The organism is Mesorhizobium sp. BR1-1-15, from assembly GCF_020165475.1.
Taxonomy (GTDB): Bacteria; Pseudomonadota; Alphaproteobacteria; order Rhizobiales; family Rhizobiaceae; genus Mesorhizobium.
This window is the reverse complement of record NZ_JAIUIF010000004.1, coordinates 310080-329877: the sequence shown is the minus strand read 5'-3', so window position 1 is coordinate 329877 and position 19798 is coordinate 310080. Positions and strand designations below refer to the sequence as shown.

Genomic DNA, 19798 nt, shown 5'->3' with positions numbered 1-19798 from the left:
ACTCACTACTCACTACTCACTATTCATCATTCACTACTCACTATTGCCAATGGAGAATCCAATGGACACCCAGATGTTGATCGGCTCGAAGTTCGAGAAAGGCACCGAGACCGAGGAGCCGGTCCTCAATCCGAAGACCGGGGCGACCATTCTCAATCTCCCCGAGGCGAGCCCGGCGCAGATCGAGGCGGCGGTGACGGCTGCCGGGAAAGCGTTCGCGGCTTGGTCGCGAACCACGCCCGCGCAGCGCTCGGGCTATCTCCTTAAGATCGCCGACCGCATAGAGGCCGAAGCCAGGGAATTCGCGGCGCTCGAGGCGCTGAACTGCGGCAAGCCGATCAATGCCGTGCTCAATGATGAAATCCCGGCGATCGTCGACTGCTACCGTTTCTTCGCCGGCGCCGTCCGCTCCATGCCAGGCCAGGTAGCCGGCGAATACCTGCCGGGCCACACCTCGATGGTCCGGCGCGATCCGATCGGCATCGTCGCTTCCATCGCGCCGTGGAATTACCCGTTGATGATGATGGCCTGGAAGCTGGCGCCGGCGATCGGCGGCGGCAATACGGTCGTCTTCAAACCGTCGGAACAGACGCCGCTGACGGCGCTGAAACTGGCGAAGATCCTGGCCGAAATCCTGCCCGAAGGGGTCGTCAATGTCGTGCTCGGACGCGGCGAGAGCGTCGGCAATACGCTGATCAACCATCCCAAGGTCAACATGATCTCGATCACCGGCGATGTCGCCACCGGCAAGAAGGTGCTGCAGGCGGCCGCCAAGTCGGTCAAGCGCACGCATCTGGAACTCGGCGGCAAGGCCCCGGTCATCGTCTTCGATGATGCCGACCTCGGCGCCGTGGTCAACGGCCTGCGCGCCTTCGGCTACTACAATGCCGGCCAGGACTGCACCGCCGCCTGCCGCATCTATGCCGGCAAGAAGGTCTACGACAAGCTCGTCGCCGATCTCTCCTCGGCCGTGTCGACCATCAAGTACAATCTGCCGGACGATGCCGAGAACGAGATCGGCCCGCTGATCTCGCGCCGCCAACGCGATCGTGTCTCGAGCTTCGTCGAGCGCGCCTCGGAATTGAAGCACATCGAGATCACCACCGGCGGCAAGCCGGGCGAGGGCACCGGCTTCTACTACCAGCCGACCGTCGTCGCCGGCGCCTTGCAGGAGGACGAGATCGTGCGCCGCGAAGTCTTCGGCCCGGTGGTCTCGGTCACCCGTTTCACGGAAGTCGACGAGGCGGTGAACTGGGCCAACGACAGCGATTATGGCTTGGCGTCATCGGTATGGACCAGGGACGTCTCGCGCGCCATGGCGACGGCCGCTCGCCTGCAATATGGCTGCACCTGGATCAACACCCACTTCATGCTGACCAACGAGATGCCGCATGGCGGGCTGAAGCAGTCCGGTTACGGCAAGGACATGTCGCTCTACGCGCTGGAGGATTATACCGCCGTGCGCCATGTGATGGTGGCGCACGGGTAATCTGTCTCCTTCCGGCAAAGGCAGATCTTATATGGCTGTGGCCGGCGCCGGCGACCCCGCTTGAGAGGGTCGTCAGCGCCATTCCACTTCGCGATTGCGCTGCATTTGACAGGCACGGCCGCCGAACGGCATCAGCGGCGAGACCCCGGCACTACGCGGCCGTCCGGCCCGGCATCGCCGACGTCGCGGGCTTGATGTTCAGGTTGACCCGGAAGACATTGGATGGGTCGTAGGTTCGCTTAACCTGGCTCAGCCGCTCGTAATTCCCGCCATAGCTCGCCTGCAAGCGCGCGTCTCCTTCATCGTCCATCATGAAGTTCACGTAGCCGCCCTCGCCATTATGGGGATGGACGCTCGCCCAGTAATTCCGTGCCCACGCGGTCAGGTCGGCGGCTTTGCCCGGATCGGGGTCGATGGCGGCGATGACCATCGACCAGCTTGCGTCACGCGCGTTCCAGGCGGTCTCGTCCTTGCCGACGCGGCGGACGGCGCCGTCAATCGGGTATAGATGCATGAGCGACAATTCGCTGGGCGCCTGGGCGGCCTGTGCGATATGGGTCGCGATCGCTTCGTCGGGAAGCGACTTGACGAAATCGCCCTTCCAGTACCATTGCAGGCCTTTCGGAAGGAGCGGGTCGAATAGCGACTGCATCGCCGGGAACGGCATTACGCCCATCCAGTTGAACATTGGCGGCGGCAAGGTGTCCAGCAGCGGCGCCATGGCCTTGCGCCCGTCCTCCTCCGTGCCGTTGTAGCACGAGATGATGGCACAGGCGCGCTTGCCCCAATGCTCGCGCGGGAAAGGATCGCTCGAAGGGACGGATTTGAGGCCGACGAAAGCGCCGAGGTCTTCCGGCGCTTCCGGCAGGTAGTCGCGATAGGTACGCATGACCGCCGACGCGTGCCTGGCGTCCCAGAACACCGGACCGCCGAAGATCATGTTCACCGGATGAGCCTGGAACAGGAAGCTGGTTACCACGCCAAAATTGCCGCCGCCGCCCCGGAGCGCCCAGAACAGGTCGGGATTCTCGCTTTTGCTGGCCTTCGCCATGCTGCCATCGGCCAGCACCAGATCGGCCTCGATCAGATTATCGATGGTGAGGCCGTATTTGCGCGTGAGATAGCCGGTTCCTCCACCGAGGGTAAGGCCGGCGACGCCCGTGGTCGAAACGATGCCGAACGGAACGGCGAGCGCGAAAGGATGGGTGGCGTGGTCCACGTCGCCCGAAGTGCAGCCGGGCGCGACCCTCACGGTGCGGGTTTTCGGGTCGACATGGACGCCTTTCATCATCGACAGGTCGATGACGAGACCGTTGTCGCAAATCCCCAATCCCGCGCCGTTGTGGCCGCCGCTGCGCACGGCGATGAGGAGGTCGTTTATGCGCGCGAACCTTACAGCGGTGATCACGTCGGCGACATCGACGCAGCGTGCAATCAGCGCCGGACTCTTGTCGATCATGCCGTTGTAGACCTTGCGGGCCTCCTCATAGCCGGCTCCGCCGCGCAGGATCAGCTCTCCGCGCAAGCCTTCACGCAGTTTTGCATAGGTTTCGTCGGTCATCGGTTTCCTCCCTGATCGCGCCCGCGCCATATGGTTTCGACGCGACGATTTATCTTGTTGCTTTGCTTGTGCCGTCCATCCGTCGGGTGCGCAGGATGGTGCAGGAGAGCACATTGCACCGATCCGGCTCCTCGCTGCTTCGCCCGAAAGGGCCAGTGGGGAAATGGCCCGGGAGAGCCATAGCGGGCAGGCGGAAGCCGTCATGGTAGCGAAAGCGCGTCGCGTCGAAAGGGACCGATGCGGCGCGCTTCAGATCGTTGTTCTATGGGCACCTTTGGGCGACATGCATTATTCGACGATGCGGAAAATCTGCCAGAGGCTGGTGCCCGACACGACGTAAGGCTCGATCTCCTTGCCCCATTTGGCATGCGCGTCGATTTTGCCGATCCTGGCGAAGAACTCTTCCAACTGGGCCAGGCTTTCGACCTGGTGGTGAGATTCGACCGTCGCCTCCCGCGCGCCGATCGAACCCGTCATGATCTGGAACTTCAGGTCGGCGACGCCGACCTGCGAACCGATCTCGGATTCCCATTTCCGCAAGAGGTCGAGCACGGTCTGCTTGTGTCCGAACCTGGCGTCGATCTGCCATCTGGCGCTGAACATGTTTTCCTCCTCCGAAGATGCGGCTGATGCCGCTTACTCGTCCCAGGCCTGCACGACCGTCTGCCGTGCAATCCGCCCGCCCTTGAGTTCCAGCATCGCCGCACAGAACACCTTGGTCCCGTCCGGGTAGGCGCAGGCTTGCGTGAAGGCGAGATTGTCGCCATCGGCAATGGTGGTATCGACCTTGTGGGTCATTGCCCGGCTGCAGATGTCGTCCCAGAATGTGCTGATCGCCGCTCGGCCGCGGATCTCGCGCGGCTTGCTCGGCGGATTATTGCGGTCGACGACCCGCAACACCGCATCGTCGGCGTAAAAGCTCGACAGCATCTGTCCGTCGCGCCCTTCGATGGCTTTCTTGATTGCCGCGCCGTCAACGGTCTGTGTCTTGGTCAGCATTTCGTCCTCCATGGGCCCGTCTTCCCGATCGGGCGGTTGATGAGCAAAGTGCTGCCCGGCGGTCATCGCCGTGCAGCGATAGTGTCACTGCGACTTGGCCTTCACGGCCGCGAACACGTCGTCGGTCTGCTTCTTGAAGGCTGTGAGGTCGACCTGGCTGCCGTTGAGCATCGTCGACCAGTGGCGAACGATCGCGGCCATCGCCACCGCTTCCTTGATCTCCTCGTCGGTCGCGCCGTTGAGCTTGGCGGCCTCGGTGTGGAAGTAGACGCAGTACTGGCAAGGAATCTGCGAGGCGACGGCAAGCCCCATGAGTTCCTTGGTCTTGCCGTCGAGTGCGGTCTTGGGGTTGAGCTGCATCGACTTTATCTCGGCCCAGGCACCGGCGACCGCCACGTCAGGCAAAGTCCTGAACATGTCCGGTACGGAGCCGAGCGTGGCCTCTATGTCCTTGTATGCTGCCGTCGCCGAGGCATCCTCGGCCCGCGCCGGAGCCAGGGCCAGCAAGGCGCCGACGCCGGCCGCGATGACGAGCAATCTGGTCTTGCGACTTGATTTCACCATTTCATCCTCCCTTCGCAGTACCGTCACGGCGATATCGCCTGGCCTGCATGGGAAGAATTGATAATCCCCGACGCCATCGGCCGCTTCGCCCGAAAGCGCCATGGCCTTTATGGCCCGTGCGGGCCAGGGTTGCGTGCCGAAAACGCGGCCGCCGCCGCCCGCGACGGCAGGTCGAGCTTGAGCAATATGTTGGCGACGTGACGCTTGACCGTATGCTCGCTGAGGTTGAGCTCGGCGGCGATCGCGGCATTGCTTTTGCCGTCGGCGATCAGGCTCACCACCTCGCTTTCGCGCGCCGTCAGCGCGGCCGGTTCGGCAGGCCTGGGCTTGGATCGGCAGGCGGGTTCCAGATGCTGCTCGGACGTCGCAAGAACAAACGCCAACGGCTCGTCCAACTCGTCGAGCGCAATGCGTCCGCCATCGATGAAGTGTAGGCCGGAGCCGGTCGCCAGGTCGGAAACCAGCCGCGACGCCAGGATCTCGCCGCGGCTGGCATGGGCCGCAAGTTGTATGGTCACGCGTGCAGTCAAGCCGACCGGCGGTCCGCGCATCTCGATCTCGCCGACATGCACGCCCTGTGCACTGGCCACACCGATCTCCTGCGCCGCTTCGCGCAATGCCGCCGCGCAGCGTATGGCGCGCGCCGGACCGTCGAAGCGCGAGATCATCAGCTCGCCATGCGTGCCTGCGACACGTCCGCCATGGCGCCCCACCAGCAATCGCCAGGTCTCCTGGAATCGCTGGCTGCGCTCGCTCCACATGCGGTCGCCGAGGCGCGCCGTATCGTAGATACGCGTCACCAGCAATGCGGCGAGCACGCGCTCGCTGTCGGCCACGGCCGGCTCGCCGGTCAGGAATTCCTCGATCAGGTCGGCGACCCGGTCGACATCACCGGTCCACACCGGGTGGTCGCGCCCGGGGATTTCGACAAGCCGGGCGTTCGGGATTTTCCGGGCGAGAAAGCGGCTGGCATCGGGATCGACGCGCGCGTCGTTGCGGCGGTGGATCAGCAGCGTCGGCGCGCTGATCGCCGAGAGTATGCCGCGCACGTCTATGCCGGCATTCATTCGCGCCAGCGCCGCCGCCGCCGTTGGACTTGCCGACAGCCGCTCGAATCGCGACCACCAGGCGGCAAAGTGACTGTCTTCGACGCGGCCGGGCGCAAAATGCGGCAAGGTGGCGCCTGTGCCCCAGGCGGTTTCCGTCGTCGCGATGAATGCCTCCAGCCGTTCCGGCGGCATCACCCATCGGTGGAAATGGGCATAGCCGCCATAGAGCGCCAGGGCGCGTGTCCGCTCCGGATAGGTGGCGGCGAACAGCATGGCCATCGGAGCGCCTTCCGAGGCGCCGAGCAGGGCCGCGCGGCCGCTGCCGGCCGCGTCCATCACCGCACGCACGTCGTCCATGCGCGTTTCGAGGCTGGGGAGATGGTTGGCATCGACGCGGTCGGACAGGCCGGTGCCGCGCTTGTCGAATAGGATCAGCCTTGAGAAGGCGGAAAGCCGTTTCAGCAGCCTGCTATAGCCTTCATCCTCCCAATGCAGGTCGAGGTTGGAGATGAAGCCCGGCACGAAGACGAGATCGAACGCGCCTTGGCCGACCACCTGATAGGCGATCCGCACATCGCCGCTACGGGCGTATCGGGTCTCGATCGGCCTCACGAGTTGTTCCGCCCGGCCTGGCGATTTCGGATCGTCGACCATAGCAGAGCTGCGTCGCCTGCGGCAGCTTAAACTTTAGCGGAAGGAAATATAAGCGGACGCGAACCAATGGCTATTTTTGCTGGGCGGCTACGTCGCCTGGGGGAAGCTTGAGCCCGAGCTTCAGATCGGCCTCGGCGGGCGAGACCGGCCGCTTGATCCTGGTCGAGGCAGCCACGACGAGTTCATCGAAGCCGTCGCCGCCGCTGTCCAGCATCTCGAAGAACTGACGCCGCATCCTCGGCTCCCAGAATTTGTTGATATGCTCGGCCACCCCGGCCACGCCTTCTTCGCGCGGCCTGGAGTGGAAAAAGACCGCGATCTGGTTGGCCATCCGCACCAGCTTCTCGCTGGTGCTCATGATGTGGTCTTCGTCATGCGACATGTTTGGCAACTCCGCGAACCACCCGGTCCGGATGGGTGAAAATGTCGAAATCGTCGCCCCGAACCAAGGCCACCAGCGTCATGCCGGCTTGTTCGGCGGTGCGGACGGCGAGCGCGGTCGGCGCAGAGACGGCAATGATGAAAGGCGAGCCGATCGTCGCCGTCTTCTGCACCATCTCGACGGAGACGCGCGACGTCACCACTACCGCGCCGGTCGCGCCGTCGATGCCGGCCTTGGCCAATGCACCGGCCAGCTTGTCCAGTGCGTTGTGACGGCCGACATCCTCGCGCGCAATGACGGTGCCCTTGCCGGGGATATAGAAGCCGGCGGCGTGCACCGCGCCCGTCTCGCTATGCAGCGGCTGCATCCTGGAGAGAAGCTTGACGGAACGGACGATGTCGCCGGCATCAAGCGTAAGTTTAGACGCACCAACCGAATCGACCGCGCGCATCGCTTCCTCGATCGATTCGATGCCGCAGAGCCCGCAGCCAACCGGTCCGGCGAGCCTGCGCCGCCGCGCCTCGAAGCGCGTGTTGGCCTGGTCCTTCAGTCGAATCTGGATGTCGATGCCGGCGCCGAGATCCTCGACCTCGATCGCCTCGATCTCTTCGGGTGAAGCGATGATGCCTTCGGTCAGCGAGAAACCGAGCGCGAAATCCTTCAAGTCGGCCGGGCTCGCCATCATCACCGCGTGCGCCGTGCCGGCAAAGGAGAACGCCACCGGCGTTTCTTCCGGCACCATGCGGCGGGCCGCTGCCGTGCCGCTGGCGCGGCGAGCGAGACGGGACATTTCGGTGATGGCGGGGCGTTTGCGGGTCACGAGACGCACCCCTCAAGCCTTTCCTCATCCCGGTCGATCGGGGAAGGGGTATCGAGTGAAGCTCGACGCAATGGTGGTCGATCAACCATCAAGATTGAAGCTCTTATTGTCGAATGTCTCGTCCAAGTCTACTCCGCCGCTTCCAGCGGGGCGATGCGGCGGCTGTTGCGCGCTTGCTCGTCATAGTCGCGTTGCCATTCCGATGGTCCGTTGGAGGCACCGACCTGCACCGCCGTCACCTTATATTCCGGACAGTTGGTCGCCCAGTCCGAAAAGTCCGTGGTGATGACGTTGGCCTGCGTGTCGGGATGGTGGAAGGTCGTATAGACCACGCCCGGTGACACCCTGTCGGTGATCTGCGCGCGCAGCGTCGTCTCGCCGGAGCGGCTGGTCAGCCGCACCCAGTCGCCGTCGCGCAGGCCACGGTTCTCGGCGTCGTGCGGATGGATCTCCAGCCGGTCCTCGGAGTGCCACATGATATTGTCGGTGCGCCGCGTTTGCGCGCCGACATTGTACTGCGACAGGATCCGGCCGGTGGTCAAAAGCAGCGGGAAGCGCGGCCCGGTTCGCTCGTCCGTCGCCACATATTCGGTGCGGATGAACTTGCCCTTGCCGCGCACAAAGCCGTCGACATGCATGACCGGGGTGCCGAGAGGGGCCTTCTCATTGCAGGGCCACTGCACCGATCCGAGGCGGTCGAGCAACTCGAAGGAGACGCCGGAGAAGCTCGGCGTCGTCTTGGCGATTTCGTCCATGATCTCGGACGGATGCGCATAGTTCCAGTCCAGCCCGACGGAACGGGCAAGCTCCTGCGTCGCTTCCCAATCGGCGTAACGCGCCTTCGGTTCCAGCACCTTGCGCACCATGTTGATGCGGCGCTCGGCATTGGTGAAGGTGCCGTCCTTCTCAAGGAAGGTCGAGCCCGGCAGGAACACATGCGCGTAGTTCGCCGTCTCGTTGAGGAAAAGGTCGTGCACGACCACGCATTCCATCGCGGCCAGTCCGGCGGCGACATGCTTGGTGTCGGGATCGGACTGCAGGATGTCCTCGCCCTGGATGTAGATGCCCTTGAAGGAGCCGTCGACGGCGGCATCCAGCATGTTGGGGATACGCAGGCCGGGTTCGTCGTCCAGCTTCACGCCCCACAGGCTTTCATAGATGTCGCGCACCGCGTCGCCCGAGACATGGCGATAGCCTGGCAGTTCGTGCGGGAAGGAGCCCATGTCGCACGAGCCCTGCACGTTGTTCTGGCCGCGCAGCGGGTTCACGCCGACGCCCGGGCGACCGATATTGCCGGTGGCCATAGCGAGATTGGCAATCGCCATCACCGTGGTCGAGCCCTGGCTGTGCTCGGTGACGCCAAGGCCGTAGTAGATCGCCCCGTTGCCGCCCTTGGCGTAGAGACGCGCAGCACCGCGGATCAGTTCGGGATCGACGCCGGACAGCTTGCCGACGGTTTCGGGGCTGTTCTCCGGCAGGGCGACGAAGGACGCCCAGTCCTGGAATTCCGTCCAGTCACAGCGCTCGCGGATGAAGGCCTCGTCGAACAGGCCTTCGGTGACGATGACATGTGCCAGCGCCGTCAGCACGGCGACATTGGTGCCGGGCTTCAGCGGCAGGTGGTAGTCGGCTTCGATATGCGCCGACTTGACCATCTCGGTGCGGCGCGGGTCGAGCACGATCAGCTTGGCGCCCTGGCGCAGCCGCTTCTTCAGCCGCGAGGCGAAAACCGGGTGTGCGGAAGCCGGATTGGCGCCGATGATGACGGCGACGTCGGTGAATTCGACGGAATCGAAATCCTGCGTGCCGGCCGAGGTGCCGTAGGTCTGGCCGAGCCCGTAGCCGGTCGGCGAATGGCAGACGCGCGCGCAGGTATCGACATTGTTGTTGCGGAAGCCTTGGCGCACCAGCTTCTGGACCAGATAGGTCTCCTCATTGGTGCAGCGCGACGAGGTGATACCGCCGATCGCCGTGCGTCCATATTGGTACTGGATGCGGCGGAACTCCTTGGCCGTGTGGGCGATCGCCCCCTCCCAACTCACTTCGCGCCAGGGATCGCTCACCTTCTCGCGGATCATCGGCGACAGGATGCGGTCCTTGTGGGTGGCATAGCCATAGGCGAAGCGGCCCTTCACGCAGGAATGGCCGTGATTGGCCTTGCCCTCCTTGTAGGGCATCATGCGGATGACCTCGTCGTCCTTCACTTCGGCCTTGAACGAGCAGCCGACGCCGCAATAGGCGCAGGTAGTGACGGCCGAGCGTTCCGGCAGGCCCTTGGCGAGCACTGTCTTCTCGCGCAGTGCATCGGTCGGGCAGGCCTGCACGCAGGCGCCGCAGGACACGCATTCGGAAGCGATGAAATCCTCGTGCATGCCGGCGACCATGCGCGATTCGAAGCCGCGGCCCTCGATCGTCAGCGCAAACGTACCCTGCACCTCTTCGCAGGCCCGCACGCAACGCGAACAGACGATGCATTGCGCCGGATCATAGGTGAAATACGGATTGGATTCGTCACGCGCGATGTAGTCGACGGCCAGCGAGCCGTGGCCGGGCGCGACGCCATCCTCCTTGACGTGATTGCGGCCTTCGACGCCGTAGCGATTCTCGGTCAGGCCGACCGACTTCGTCACCGCGTCGAACTCGCTGGCGCCGGTGCCGGCCTTCTCGTTCCAGCCCACCGGATGGTCTGAGACATAGAGCTCCATGACGCCGCGGCGAATGGCGTCGAGCCGTTCCGACTGCGTGCGCACCACCATGCCTTCGCCGACAGGCGTCGTGCAGGACGCCGGCGTGCCGCCGCGCCCTTCGATCTCGACCAGGCAAACGCGGCAGGAACCGAACGAGTCCAGCATGTCCGTGGCGCATAGCTTCGGGATCTCGACCCCGCTTTCCATCGCGGCGCGCATGATCGACGTGCCTTCCGGCACGCTGATGCTGCGGCCGTCGACGGTCAGCGTGATCCGCTTCTCAGCTTTCGATTGCGGAGTTCCGTAATCGATCTCTTCGATAAGCGTCGGGAAGTCGGCCTTGATGTTCATCTGCCAGCTCCTATTCAGCAGCCACGCGCGCCGGCGCGGGCTTGAAATCCTCGGGGAAATGCGTGATGGAGCTCATCACCGGGTAGGGCGTGAAGCCGCCCAGCGCGCAGAGCGATCCGAACTTCATCGTGTTGCAGAGATCGGTGACCAGGGCGAGGTTCTTCTCCGGCTCGATGCCGGCGGCGAGCCTGTCGATGGTCTCCACCCCGCGCGTCGAGCCGATGCGGCAGGGCGTGCACTTGCCGCAGCTTTCGATGGCGCAGAACTCCATGGCGAAGCGCGCCTGCTTCAGCATGTCGGCGGTGTCGTCGAACACGGTGATGCCGGCATGGCCGATCAGTCCATCGCGCTTGGCGAATTCCTCATAATCGAACGGCGTGTCGAACAAATCGCGCGGAAAATAGGCGCCGAGTGGACCGCCGACCTGCACCGCTTTCACCGGCCGGCCGGTGGCCGTGCCGCCGCCGATATCGTCGACGATTTCGCCCAGTGTCATGCCGAAAGCCGCCTCGAACAGGCCACCGCGCTTGACGTTGCCGGCGATCTGGATCGGGATTGTGCCGCGCGAGCGGCCCATGCCGAAATCCTTGTAGTAGGCGGCGCCCTTGTCCATGATGACAGGCACCGAAGCCAGCGAGATGACGTTGTTGATCACCGTCGGCTTGCCGAAAAGGCCCTGGATTGCCGGCAGCGGCGGCTTGGCGCGCACCACGCCGCGTTTGCCTTCCAGGCTGTTCAGAAGCGAGGTCTCCTCGCCGCAGACATAGGCGCCGGCGCCAACGCGGATCTCCATGTCGAAGGCGTTGGGCGAACCGAGCACGTTGACGCCGAGCACCCCGGCCTTGCGGGCGACTTCGACGGCCTTGTTCATGACCGCCACCGCATGCGGATATTCCGAGCGGATGTAGACGAAGCCCTTGGTCGCGCCGGTGGCGATGCCGGCGATCGCCATGCCTTCGATCAGCACGAAGGGATCGCCCTCCATGATCATGCGGTCGGCGAAGGTGGCGCTGTCGCCCTCGTCGGCGTTGCAGACGATGTATTTGCGCTCGGATGTCGTATCGAGCACCGTCTTCCATTTGATGCCGGTCGGGAAGCCGGCGCCGCCGCGGCCGCGCAGGCCGGACTCCGTAACCTGGCTGACGATCTCGGCCGGCGCCATGGCCACCGCGTTCTGCAGGCCCTTCAGCCCGCCAAGCGAATTATAGGCGTCGAGTGACAGCGGGTCGTTGATGCCGCAGCGCGCGAAGGTCAGACGGGTCTGCTTGGCCAGGAACGGGATCTTGTCCGGCGCGCCCAGCCAGCGCTTGTGATGGCCGCCGGTGAGAAAGCCGCTGTCGAACAAGCTCTTGACGTCGGAAGGCTTCACCGGCCCGTAGGCGACGCGGCCGTTTGCTGTGGCGACCTCGACCATAGGCTCTAGGAAATAGGCGCCGCGCGACCCGTTGCGGACGATCTTGGCCTCAACGCCGCGCTCGGCGAGTTCAGCGCGAACTGCCTTGGCGACCCTTTCGGCACCGAGCGCCAGCGCGCCGGAGTCGCCGGGAATGTAGATGCGCGGGATCATGAGCGCACCTTTGCGACGATTTCTCCGATCTTCTCGTTGTCGAGCCGCCCGATCACCTCGCCATCGAGCATCGCCGAGGGCGAGCAGGCGCACAGCCCGAGGCAATAAACCGGCTCCAGGGTCACCGAACCGTCTTTCGCCGTCTCGTGGAAATCAATGCCGAGCAATTGCTTGATCCTGGCGGCGACCACGTCGGAACCCATCGACTGGCAAGCTTCGGCCTGGCAGAGCTTGAGCACATGCCGGCCTGCCGGGCGGGCGCGGAAATCGTGATAGAAGGTGACGACGCCGTGCACCTCTGCTCTGGAAAGGTTCAGTCCGTCGGCAATGACCGGGAGTGCTGCCTGCGGCACATGGCCGAACTCTTCCTGAATGTTATGGAGGATCGGCAGCAGCGGACCTTCGAGATCTTTCAGCTCCTGGATGATCGCGGCCGTGCGCGATGCGATCTCGGTACTTGCAGGCTGCATCGTCACGCAGCGCCCTCCCTGGTCGGTGGCTTTATCGCTAAGTCTTTACAAAATCAGGAGAAACCCCTGAAATCAATAAAGCTGATCCGTCGCTCGATAGAAATTTTCTATCGAGCTCCAGCGCCTGCATTCCCTAACCTACCGGTGGGCGCGGAAATCGTCTGCAAGCGCCATCGCCTCGTCCAGCAGCGCCGAAACCAGCGGCGTATGCGGTTCGCGCAACGCGGCCACCAGCCCGACCGTGTGGCTGGCGTCCGGCTCGACGATCGGGATAGCCCTGATAGGTTCGGAAAAGCCGAACGTTTCCGTGAGGTTGAGCGGCATGATCGAGGACCATTTGCCCGTGCGGATATGCGAGAACAGCACGATCATCGAATTGGATTCCAGCGTCGGCCGGACCTCGACACCGGCCTCGGCCAGGTGCTGGTCGATGATGCGGCGGTTCTGCATGTCCGGGGTCAGCAGGCAGAGCGGCAGGTGGCTGATCTCGGCCCATGTCACCTTGTCGCGGTCGGAATAGGGGTTTCCGATGGCGGTGATCAGCTGATAGCGCTCATCGTAGAGTGGTACGCTGGTCACTCGTCCGAGCGGTTCGTTGTCGAGATAGGTGATGCCGGCGTCTATATCGAAATTGCCGAGCAGCGACAGCACTTCGATCGAGGTCCGGGACAGTACCGAGAAGGTGACGCCGGGGTGTTTTTCGCGGAATGGCGTCGTCAGCCGCGCCACCATGGCGAGCGCGGTGGGAATGGCGGCGATGCGGATACGTCCCGACAAGCCGTGCCGCGCCGCCCGCATCTCCTCGCGCATGGTTCTGGTATCGCCGACGATGCGGCGCGCCCACACCAGCACCTGCTTGCCCTCCGGGGTCAGGCCCTGGAAGCGCGAGCCGCGCAGGACCAGCATCACGCCCAGCTGACCCTCAAGTTGCTTGATGCCGGCCGACAAGGTGGGCTGGGTGACGCCGCACACTTCGGCAGCCCGCCCAAAATGCTCTTCCTTGGCCAGCGCGATGAAAAATTCCAGCTTGTCGATCATATCTGAAGCTAACCGCCGCCGCCGCACCGCGCCAGAGGGCTGCCGGCCACTGCGATGTCGATCGCCCCAAGCCGATGCTTGATCGCAGAAACTTATCGGTCGACGAGATTGAGGATGTTGCCGTCCGGATCCTTGAACCAGGCGACCTTCATGCCGTGGCCGACATGGATGTCGCCTTCCAGGCTCAGGCCGGGCATCTCGTAGTGCTCGAAGGCAACGCCCTTCGATTTCAGCCCGCTGACGACTGTGTCGATCTCATCGCCGACCGTCCACGTCACCGCCGTCGCCTTGTTGGTCCCGGCGAACTGAGAGCGATAGACATTGATCGTGGTGTCGCCGCTTTTGTACACGATCAGTTCGCCACCCTCGTCATGCACCTGTTTCAGGCCGAGCGTCCCCTCATAGAAAGCCTTTGCCTTCGCCAGGTCTTTCACCGCGAGGTTGGCCGTCGCGTTGCTGTTTGCAAGCATGATCGTTTCTCCTTCGCTGCTTGTCGTCCCCGGCGTCTCCTTGGAAATAGGTCGCTCCGGTCGCCTGACGAGCCCCGCTTTGCCGGCGGCCAGCCAATTGCGAGCGGTGCCTGCAATTGGCTGCATCCACATCTTTCAGCCGGCTTACTGTTCCCCATGGGCGCATGCGGCGCTATGTGGATGGAACTGGTGCGCCGGGAGGGACGAACATGCTGGGCTGGTTCCGCAAGCTGTTGCCGCGCGAAGATCGCTTCTTCGACCTGTTCGAGCGGCATTCCCGCACGGTGGTCGGTGGCGCGGAGGCCCTGCAGCAGCTCCTCCTGGGCAAGGACATCGAGCATTGGTGCCAAAAGATCGTCGATCTCGAGGACGAGGCCGACCATATCACCGCCGAAGTCCTGCTTGCCGTGCGGCGCTCATTCATCACGCCTTTCGACCGCGGCGATATCAAGGACCTGATCCAGTCGATGGATGACGCCATCGACATGATGCACAAGACCGTCAAGACGGTGCGGCTGTTCGAGAAGAGGGAATTCGATCCGCTGATGCAGGAAATGGGCGCCGTCATTGTCGATGCCGCCAGGCTCGTCGCGGAGGCGATCCCGCTGCTGGCCAAGGTCGGCGCCAACAGTGCGCGCTTGAACGAACTCGCCGAGGAAGTCATGCGTGCCGAAGGCCGAGCCGACGATCTGCATGAGCAGGGCCTGAAGGATCTCTTCAGGCGGCACGGCCGCAGCGATGCGATGGCCTATCTGATCGGCTCGGAGATCTATGGCCAACTGGAGAAGGTGGTCGACCGCTTCGAGGACGTCGCCAACGAGATCAGCGGCATCGTCATCGAGAACGTCTAGCGATGGAAGTCGCGATCGCCTTTCCCTTGCTGGTCGGCCTCGTCGCCGTCGCGCTGTTCTTCGATTTCCTCAACGGCCTGCACGACGCCGCCAACTCGATCGCCACCATTGTCTCGACCCGGGTGCTGAGACCGCATTACGCGGTGTTCTGGGCGGCCTTCTTCAATTTCATCGCCTTCATGTTCTTTGGCCTTCATGTCGCCGAAACCGTGGGCAAAGGTATCATCGATGCAAGCATCGTCACCCCGGCGGTGATCTTCGCCGCCCTGGTCGGCGCCATCGTCTGGAATATCGTCACCTGGATCGCCGGCATCCCGTCGAGCAGTTCGCATGCGTTGATCGGCGGATTGGTGGGGGCAGGCGTCGCAAAGGCCGGCACGGGTGCCATCGTCTGGGCGGGGCTCGGCAAGACGGTCGCCGCCATCGTCCTGTCGCCGGCGACGGGCTTTGTCCTGGCGCTTCTCCTGATCCTGGTGGTTTCCTGGCTGTTCGTGCGCCAGACGCCGTTCGCCGTCGACAGTACCTTCCGTGTCATGCAGTTCTTTTCCGCCTCCCTCTATTCGCTCGGTCATGGCGGCAACGATGCGCAAAAGACCATGGGCATCATCGCCGTGCTGCTCTATTCCCAAGGCATGCTCGGAACGGATTTCTACGTGCCGCTCTGGGTGGTCCTGACTTGCCAGTCGGCATTGGCGCTGGGCACGCTGTTCGGCGGTTGGCGCATCGTCCACACGATGGGCTCGAAGATCACCAGGCTCAACCCGATGCAGGGATTCTGCGCCGAGACCGGCGGCGCCATCACCCTCTTCGCTGCGACATGGCTCGGTGTTCCGGTTTCGACCACGCACACCATCACCGGCGCCATCATCGGCGTCGGCGCCGCCCGCCGTGTCTCGGCGGTGCGCTGGGGCATAGCCGGCAACATCGTCATCGCATGGGTCGTCACCTTGCCGGCGACGGCGGCGATTTCGGCACTGACCTATCTGGCGGTTCGCCTGGCAGGCTGATGTCGCGGCCTGGCGCTTGGAGCCGCCGGCGATCTGCACTATGTGAGCAGCAGCCGAACGCCAGGGAAGCAACAGCCATGTCCGTCACCAAGGAAACCGTCATCGAGCGCCTGAAAACGGTCAATGGCCCCGATTTCACCGGCAACATCGTCGACCTCGGCATGGTTTCCGAGATTTTCATCGCCGATTCGAAAGTGTTCTTCTCGATCACCGTTCCGGCCGCCAGGGCGCAGGAGATGGAGCCATTGCGCGCCGCGGCCGAGCGTGTCGTGAAAGCTATTCCAGGTGTCGCTGGCGCCGTCGTCGCCTTGACGGCGGAGAAGAAGGGCGGCGGCATGGAGGCGCCTGTCGCGGCGCGCCCGGCGCCACGTCCCGCCCCGCCCGTTGCCGCGCCGCGCCCGGCGCCCCATGCGCCTGCCTCGCACAGCCAGGGCAAGCGCGGCGTGCCCGGCATAGAGGCGATCATCGCGGTTGCGTCCGGCAAGGGCGGTGTCGGCAAGTCGACCACGGCCGTCAATCTGGCCCTCGGCCTCGCCGCCAACGGGCTGAAGGTGGGCGTGCTCGATGCCGACATCTATGGCCCGTCCATGCCAAGGCTGCTCAACATTCACGGCCGGCCGCAGACCGTCGACGGCAAGATCCTGAAACCGATGCAGAATTACGGTCTCAAGGTGATGTCGATGGGCTTCCTCGTCGACGAGGAAACGCCGATGATCTGGCGCGGTCCGATGGTGATGTCGGCGCTGACGCAGATGCTGCGCGAAGTCGAATGGGGGCCGCTCGACGTGCTCGTCGTCGATATGCCCCCCGGCACCGGTGACGCCCAGCTCACCATGGCCCAGCAGGTGCCGCTGGCCGGCGCGGTCATCGTCTCGACGCCGCAGGATCTGGCCCTTATCGATGCTCGCAAGGGCCTCAACATGTTCAGGAAGGTCGACGTGCCGCTGCTCGGCATCGTCGAGAACATGAGCTATTTCCTCGCCCCCGACACCGGCAAGCGCTACGACATCTTCGGCCATGGCGGCGCACGCCGCGAGGCCGAGCGCCTCGGCGTCACCTTCCTTGGCGAGGTGCCGCTGGAGATGGGCATCCGCGAAAGCTCGGATGAAGGTGCGCCGGTGGTGGCATCGAAGCCCGACAGTGCCGAAGCGAAGATCTATCGCGATATCGCTTCGAAGGTCTGGGACCGGGTCAACGAAGAGCGCGGCGCGGCCGCGGACGCCGTGCCGAGCATCGTCTTCGAGTAATTTTCGTCCAGGCGGCGCTAGCGCTGGATAGACCAGCCTAAGCAGCACCCACCTTCTCGCCGAAGCTCGAAAAGAATTGTCCCGCCAATTTCTTCGAGGTCGACTCGATCAGCCGGCTGCCGAGTTGGGCGATCTTGCCGCCGACCTCGGCCTTGGCCGCATATTTCAGAACGGTGGTGCCAGGTCCATCCTCGGTCAGCGTCACGTCGGCGCCGCCCTTGGCGAAGCCGGCGATGCCGCCCTTGCCTTCGCCCTGGATCGTGTAGGCATGCGGGGGATTGAGATTTCTCAACGTCACCTCGCCGTTGAAGGTCGCCTTGATCGGGCCGATCTTCAGCACCACCGTCGCCGCCATCTCGGTCGGCGACTTCATTTCCAGGCTTTGGCAGCCGGGGATGCTTTCTCTCAGCACCGCCGGATCGTTCAGCGCTTCCCAAACTTTCTGGAGGGGTGCGGCGATGCGCTCCTCGCCCTCGATCACCAAAGCCATCAGAACCTCCCGGACGACCAATGTCGGATTGTTGGTAGCGTGCGGCCCGATTGATGTCTATCGCACCAAAGTCCGGATTCAGATCACGCGTGCCCCTTGCCTGCATCCGCGCGTTGTCATATCGATTTGTCATACAAATACGGAGACCATGATGGCTGGCGCCCCCACAGGAAAGAAAAAGTTTCGCTCGCAGGAGTGGTTCGACAACCCCGACAATCCGGGCATGACGGCACTTTATCTGGAGCGCTACCTGAATTACGGGCTGACGCGCGCCGAACTGATGTCGGGCAAGCCGCTGATCGGCATTGCCCAGACCGGTTCCGACCTGTCGCCTTGCAATCGCCACCACATCGAGCTCGCCAAACGCGTGCGCGAAGGCATCGTCTCGATGGGCGGCATTCCTTTCGAATTCCCCTGCCACCCGATCCAGGAGACCGGCAAGCGCCCGACCGCAGCTCTCGACCGCAACCTTGCCTATCTCAGCCTGGTAGAAGTGCTCTATGGCTATCCGCTTGACGGCGTCGTGCTCACCATCGGCTGCGACAAGACGACGCCGGCGCTGTTGATGGCGGCGGCGACCGTCAACATTCCGGCCATAGCGCTGTCGGTCGGTCCGATGCTTAACGGCTGGCACAAGGGCAAGCGCACCGGTTCGGGCACCATCGTCTGGGAATCGCGCCAGCGCCTGTCGGCCGGCGAGATCGGCTACGACGAGTTCATGGACATCGTCGCCTCCTCGGCGCCGTCCACCGGCTACTGCAACACCATGGGCACCGCCACCACCATGAACTCGCTGGCCGAGGCGCTCGGCATGCAGCTGCCGGGCTCGGCCGCGATTCCGGCTCCTTATCGCGAGCGCGGCCAGATCGCCTACGAGACGGGAAAACGCATCGTCGATATGGTGCACGAGGATTTGAAGCCCTCCGACATCATGACGCGCAAGGCCTTCGAGAACGCCATCGTCGTCAATTCGGCGATCGGCGGCTCCACCAACGCGCCGATCCATCTCAACGCCATCGCCCGCCATCTCGGCGTGCCGCTCCACAATGACGACTGGCAGAAGATCGGCCTCGACGTGCCGCTCATCGTCAATCTCCAGCCGACGGGCGAATATCTGGGCGAGGACTACCATCACGCGGGCGGCGTGCCGGCCGTGGTGGCGGAGCTCATGAAAGCCGGGCTGCTGCCGCATCCGGATGCTCTGACCGCCAACGGCAAGACAATGGGCGACAATTGCCGCGATGCCGTCAACGAGAACCGCGAGGTCATCCGCACTGTCGCCGAGCCGCTGAAGGCCAATGCCGGCTTCATCAATCTCAAGGGCAATCTGTTCGATTCGGCAATCATGAAGACCAGCGGCATCTCGCCCGAATTCCGCGAGCGCTATCTCTCCAACCCGAAGGACCCCGAGGCCTTCGAGGGCAATGCCATGGTCTTCGACGGTCCGGAGGATTACCACGCCCGCATCGACGACCCGGCGCAAGGGATCGACGAGCACACCATCCTGTTCATGCGCGGCGCCGGTCCGGTCGGCTATCCCGGCGGCGCCGAGGTCGTCAACATGCAGCCGCCGGCCTATCTCATCAAGAAGGGCATCCACGCGCTGGCCTGCATCGGCGACGGCCGCCAGTCCGGCACGTCAGGCTCGCCCTCCATCCTCAACGCCTCGCCGGAAGCCGCCATCGGCGGGGGGCTTGCGTTGCTCAAGACAGGCGACCGCGTTCGCATCGACCTGAAAAAGGGCACGGCCAACATTCTCGTCACCGATGACGAGATCACCCGCCGCCGCGCCGAGCTGCAGAACAATGGCGGCTACCATTATCCCGAGCACCAGACGCCGTGGCAGGAAATCCAGCGCGGTATGGTCGACCAGTTCTCGGGCGGCATGGTGCTGAAACCGGCGGTGAAATACCAGGACGTCGCTCATACGAAGGGCGTGCCCCGGGACAATCACTGATTATTCCCCGGGACATTCATCGATTGTTTGAAGCGACAATTGACGGATAGCGATCGACGATCGGCGGCCTGATCGGCCGCCGATCGTTTTTTCGTTTCGTGGCCCGCTATGGACCGAGGACATTGCGTCCTTGACAAGCCTGCCC

18 protein-coding genes are annotated in these 19798 nt (G+C 63.9%); 5 read left to right on the top strand and 13 right to left on the bottom strand.

The features are described from left to right. Positions 1-61: 61 nt before the first annotated feature. Entirely contained in the window at positions 62-1489 is a 1428-nt protein-coding gene (locus LB541_RS10125; RefSeq protein ID WP_140817621.1) for a gamma-aminobutyraldehyde dehydrogenase, read from the top strand. A 151-nt stretch (positions 1490-1640) separates the two neighbouring features. On the opposite strand, the gene LB541_RS10120 is transcribed toward LB541_RS10125, so the two are convergent. The 12 genes from LB541_RS10120 to LB541_RS10065 form a co-directional block, all read right to left on the bottom strand. Continuing rightward, the gene (locus tag LB541_RS10120; protein WP_140817623.1) at positions 1641-3050 is read right to left on the bottom strand and encodes an FAD-binding oxidoreductase; all 1410 of its coding nucleotides are present in this window, start codon (positions 3048-3050) and stop codon (positions 1641-1643) included. 288 nt (positions 3051-3338) lie between these two features. Further along, a complete protein-coding gene (locus tag LB541_RS10115; protein WP_140497050.1) occupies positions 3339-3653 on the bottom strand; it encodes a hypothetical protein in 315 nt (104 codons plus the stop codon). A gap of 33 nt (positions 3654-3686) precedes the next feature. Beyond that, on the bottom strand, positions 3687-4115 hold the full coding sequence (locus LB541_RS10110; protein WP_224518980.1) for a nuclear transport factor 2 family protein: 429 nt from the start codon (positions 4113-4115) through the stop codon (positions 3687-3689). An 18-nt stretch (positions 4116-4133) separates the two neighbouring features. Continuing rightward, positions 4134-4613 carry a carboxymuconolactone decarboxylase family protein gene (locus LB541_RS10105; RefSeq protein WP_140657857.1) on the bottom strand — a complete coding sequence of 160 codons (480 nt, stop codon included), beginning with the start codon at positions 4611-4613 and terminating at the stop codon, positions 4134-4136. A 107-nt stretch (positions 4614-4720) separates the two neighbouring features. Continuing rightward, complete coding sequence (locus LB541_RS10100) at positions 4721-6274, bottom strand: alpha/beta fold hydrolase (protein ID WP_140497048.1); 1554 nt, start codon at positions 6272-6274, stop codon at positions 4721-4723. 112 nt (positions 6275-6386) lie between these two features. Further along, the gene (locus LB541_RS10095; protein ID WP_140817625.1) at positions 6387-6698 is read right to left on the bottom strand and encodes a formate dehydrogenase subunit delta; all 312 of its coding nucleotides are present in this window, start codon (positions 6696-6698) and stop codon (positions 6387-6389) included. Next, the gene (gene fdhD / locus LB541_RS10090) at positions 6688-7488 is read right to left on the bottom strand and encodes a formate dehydrogenase accessory sulfurtransferase FdhD (RefSeq protein ID WP_263483259.1); all 801 of its coding nucleotides are present in this window, start codon (positions 7486-7488) and stop codon (positions 6688-6690) included. Before fdhD ends, LB541_RS10095 begins: the two co-directional genes overlap by 11 nt. Positions 7489-7646: 158 nt before the next feature. Next, complete coding sequence (fdhF, locus tag LB541_RS10085) at positions 7647-10556, bottom strand: formate dehydrogenase subunit alpha (RefSeq protein ID WP_224618279.1); 2910 nt, start codon at positions 10554-10556, stop codon at positions 7647-7649. A gap of 10 nt (positions 10557-10566) precedes the next feature. Next, entirely contained in the window at positions 10567-12123 is a 1557-nt protein-coding gene (locus LB541_RS10080; RefSeq protein ID WP_224618277.1) for a formate dehydrogenase beta subunit, read from the bottom strand. Further along, complete coding sequence (locus tag LB541_RS10075; protein WP_224618275.1) at positions 12120-12599, bottom strand: formate dehydrogenase subunit gamma; 480 nt, start codon at positions 12597-12599, stop codon at positions 12120-12122. Before LB541_RS10075 ends, LB541_RS10080 begins: the two co-directional genes overlap by 4 nt. A 132-nt stretch (positions 12600-12731) precedes the next feature. Further along, positions 12732-13631 carry a LysR family transcriptional regulator gene (locus LB541_RS10070; RefSeq protein ID WP_140523710.1) on the bottom strand — a complete coding sequence of 300 codons (900 nt, stop codon included), beginning with the start codon at positions 13629-13631 and terminating at the stop codon, positions 12732-12734. Positions 13632-13723: 92 nt separating this feature from the next. After that, positions 13724-14101, bottom strand: coding sequence for a VOC family protein (locus LB541_RS10065; protein ID WP_140580493.1), 378 nt, complete (start codon positions 14099-14101; stop codon positions 13724-13726). 209 nt (positions 14102-14310) lie between these two features. Between LB541_RS10065 and LB541_RS10060 the strand changes: the two genes are divergently transcribed. The 3 genes from LB541_RS10060 (at position 14311) to LB541_RS10050 (ending at position 17206) form a co-directional block, all read left to right on the top strand. Next, positions 14311-14952, top strand: coding sequence for a DUF47 domain-containing protein (locus tag LB541_RS10060; RefSeq protein WP_140550195.1), 642 nt, complete (start codon positions 14311-14313; stop codon positions 14950-14952). A gap of 2 nt (positions 14953-14954) precedes the next feature. Further along, positions 14955-15959 carry an inorganic phosphate transporter gene (locus LB541_RS10055; RefSeq protein WP_140497030.1) on the top strand — a complete coding sequence of 335 codons (1005 nt, stop codon included), beginning with the start codon at positions 14955-14957 and terminating at the stop codon, positions 15957-15959. A 77-nt stretch (positions 15960-16036) separates the two neighbouring features. Continuing rightward, a complete protein-coding gene (locus LB541_RS10050; RefSeq protein ID WP_140728839.1) occupies positions 16037-17206 on the top strand; it encodes an Mrp/NBP35 family ATP-binding protein in 1170 nt (389 codons plus the stop codon). Between the two features lie 37 nt (positions 17207-17243). Here LB541_RS10050 and LB541_RS10045 read toward each other — a convergent pair whose 3' ends face one another. Then, positions 17244-17696, bottom strand: a complete 453-nt coding sequence (locus LB541_RS10045; protein WP_140580489.1) for an SRPBCC family protein — start codon at positions 17694-17696, stop codon at positions 17244-17246. 151 nt (positions 17697-17847) lie between these two features. On the opposite strand from LB541_RS10045, the gene LB541_RS10040 reads away from it, so the two are divergent. Beyond that, on the top strand, positions 17848-19653 hold the full coding sequence (locus LB541_RS10040) for an IlvD/Edd family dehydratase (RefSeq protein WP_140580487.1): 1806 nt from the start codon (positions 17848-17850) through the stop codon (positions 19651-19653). The last annotated feature ends 145 nt before the right edge of the window (positions 19654-19798 follow it).

Excerpts from the sequence above, each read along its gene's own strand:
- LB541_RS10125 (WP_140817621.1), top strand. The coding sequence starts at position 62 with ATGGACACCCAGATGTTGATCGGCTCGAAGTTCGAGAAAGGCACCGAG.
- LB541_RS10120 (WP_140817623.1), bottom strand. The coding sequence starts at position 3,050 with ATGACCGACGAAACCTATGCAAAACTGCGTGAAGGCTTGCGCGGAGAG.
- LB541_RS10115 (WP_140497050.1), bottom strand. The coding sequence starts at position 3,653 with ATGTTCAGCGCCAGATGGCAGATCGACGCCAGGTTCGGACACAAGCAG.
- LB541_RS10110 (WP_224518980.1), bottom strand. The coding sequence starts at position 4,115 with ATGACCGCCGGGCAGCACTTTGCTCATCAACCGCCCGATCGGGAAGAC.
- LB541_RS10105 (WP_140657857.1), bottom strand. The coding sequence starts at position 4,613 with ATGGTGAAATCAAGTCGCAAGACCAGATTGCTCGTCATCGCGGCCGGC.
- LB541_RS10095 (WP_140817625.1), bottom strand. The coding sequence starts at position 6,698 with ATGTCGCATGACGAAGACCACATCATGAGCACCAGCGAGAAGCTGGTG.
- fdhD (WP_263483259.1), bottom strand. The coding sequence starts at position 7,488 with ATGTCCCGTCTCGCTCGCCGCGCCAGCGGCACGGCAGCGGCCCGCCGC.
- fdhF (WP_224618279.1), bottom strand. The coding sequence starts at position 10,556 with ATGAACATCAAGGCCGACTTCCCGACGCTTATCGAAGAGATCGATTAC.
- LB541_RS10080 (WP_224618277.1), bottom strand. The coding sequence starts at position 12,123 with ATGATCCCGCGCATCTACATTCCCGGCGACTCCGGCGCGCTGGCGCTC.
- LB541_RS10070 (WP_140523710.1), bottom strand. The coding sequence starts at position 13,631 with ATGATCGACAAGCTGGAATTTTTCATCGCGCTGGCCAAGGAAGAGCAT.
- LB541_RS10065 (WP_140580493.1), bottom strand. The coding sequence starts at position 14,101 with ATGCTTGCAAACAGCAACGCGACGGCCAACCTCGCGGTGAAAGACCTG.
- LB541_RS10060 (WP_140550195.1), top strand. The coding sequence starts at position 14,311 with ATGCTGGGCTGGTTCCGCAAGCTGTTGCCGCGCGAAGATCGCTTCTTC.
- LB541_RS10055 (WP_140497030.1), top strand. The coding sequence starts at position 14,955 with ATGGAAGTCGCGATCGCCTTTCCCTTGCTGGTCGGCCTCGTCGCCGTC.
- LB541_RS10050 (WP_140728839.1), top strand. The coding sequence starts at position 16,037 with ATGTCCGTCACCAAGGAAACCGTCATCGAGCGCCTGAAAACGGTCAAT.
- LB541_RS10045 (WP_140580489.1), bottom strand. The coding sequence starts at position 17,696 with ATGGCTTTGGTGATCGAGGGCGAGGAGCGCATCGCCGCACCCCTCCAG.
- LB541_RS10040 (WP_140580487.1), top strand. The coding sequence starts at position 17,848 with ATGGCTGGCGCCCCCACAGGAAAGAAAAAGTTTCGCTCGCAGGAGTGG.